This is a genomic window from Azospirillum sp. B4 (assembly GCF_000333275.1).
Lineage (GTDB): Bacteria > Pseudomonadota > Alphaproteobacteria > Azospirillales > Azospirillaceae > Nitrospirillum.
The window spans coordinates 1-1,779 of the sequence record NZ_BACU01000316.1 but is presented as its reverse complement, the minus strand read 5'-3'; the positions used below and the strand labels follow the sequence as shown (position 1 = coordinate 1,779).

1 protein-coding gene is annotated in these 1,779 nt (G+C 65.7%); it reads left to right on the top strand.

Annotated features, from left to right (window positions below):
• On the top strand, positions 1-1,779 hold a 1,779-nt coding region (locus tag I55_RS14085; RefSeq protein WP_044561220.1), incomplete at both ends, for an efflux RND transporter permease subunit.

Genomic DNA, 1,779 nt, shown 5'->3' with positions numbered 1-1,779 from the left:
CTGGCGCTGACCATCGTGCTGGTGGTGCTGGTCATCTTCCTCTTCCTGCGCAAGGTCAGCGCCACGGTCATCCCTGGCATCGCCGTGCCCATCTCCCTCATCGGCGCCGCCGGCGCCATGAAGGCCTTCGGCTTTTCCATCGACAACATCTCGCTGCTGGCGCTGACCCTGTCGGTGGGCCTGGTCGTGGACGACGCCATCGTCATGCTGGAAAATATCGTCCGCTACATCGAGAAGGGGATGAGCCCATTCGAGGCGGCGCTGAAAGGCAGCCGGGAGATCGGCTTCACCATTGTTTCCATCACCCTGTCGCTGGTGGCGGTGTTCATTCCCATCTTCATGATGGGCGGCGTGGTCGGCCGGCTGTTCCATGAGTTCGCGGTGACGGTCACCCTGGCCATCGCCGCCTCGGCCATCACGTCGCTGACGCTGACGCCCATGTTGTGCAGCCGCTTCATCAACCACGACCACCATGCCAAGCCCAACCGGTTCGAGCGGGTGACCGAGGCCGGGTTCGAGGCGTGGCTGCGGGGCTATGACCGCACCCTGACCTGGTGCCTGGGCCACCGCCGGGTGGTGGTGGCCGTGTTCTTCGCCACCCTGGTCGGCACCGTCGTGCTGTTCCAGCAGGTGCAGAAGGGCTTCTTCCCCACCGAGGACAACGGCCAGGTCTTCGCCCAGACGGAGGGGCGGCAGGACATCTCCTTCGACGCCATGATCGCCCTGCAACGGCAGGCGGCGGCGGCCGTGGGCAAGAACCCCTATGTCGAGACCTTCATCTCCTCCGTCGGTGGCGGGGGCGGCGGCAACGCCACCAACACCGGCCGCATCTTCATGTCGCTGAAGGACCGCGCCCACCGCCCCAACATGGAGGCGGTGATCCAGAGCCTGCGCAATGACGTGGCGGGCATCGCCGGCATCAACGTCTTCTTCCAGCCGGTGCAGAACCTGAACGTGTCCGGTCGCGGGTCCAAAAGCCTGTACCAGTACACATTGCAGGGCCTGGACCAGCCGACGCTGTACCAGTGGGCGGACCGGCTGATGCAGAGGATGGCGCGGATGCCGGTGTTGCAGGACGTGACCAGCGACCTGCAGCTGTCCGGCCAGAACGCCTCCATCCATGTGGACCTGGACAAGGCCTACATGCTGGGCCTGACGGCGGAGAACCTGCGCTCCAGCCTCTACAGCGCCTTCGGCACGCGGCAGATCTCCACCATCTACACGCCGACCAACGATTACGAGGTGATCCTGGAACTGTCGCCGGAGGCGCAGAGGTCAGCCGACGTGCTGAACCGCATCTACCTCCGCGCCGACAGCGGCAAGCTGATCCCGCTGGGGTCGGTGGCCCGCATCGACCGCACCTCCGGTCCCATCAGCGTCAACCACCAGGGCCAGTTGCCGGCCGTCACCCTCTCCTTCAACCTGGCGCCGGGGGTGTCGCTGGGGGCGGCGGTCACCGCCATCGACGCGGTGCAGCGCGAGATCGGCCTGCCCGACAGCATATCCGGCAGCTTCCAGGGCACCGCCCAGGTGTTCCAGCAGGCGCTGGCCAACCAGGGCCTGTTGCTGCTGGCGGCGGTGGTGGTGATCTACATCGTGCTGGGCGTGCTGTATGAAAGCTTCATCCACCCGCTGACCATCCTGTCCGGCCTGCCGTCGGCGGCGGTGGGGGCGGTGGGGTCGCTGATGCTGTTCGGCTTCGACCTCAGCGTCATCGCCATCATCGGTGTGCTGATGCTGATCGGCATCGTGAAAAAGAACGCCATCATGATGATCGAC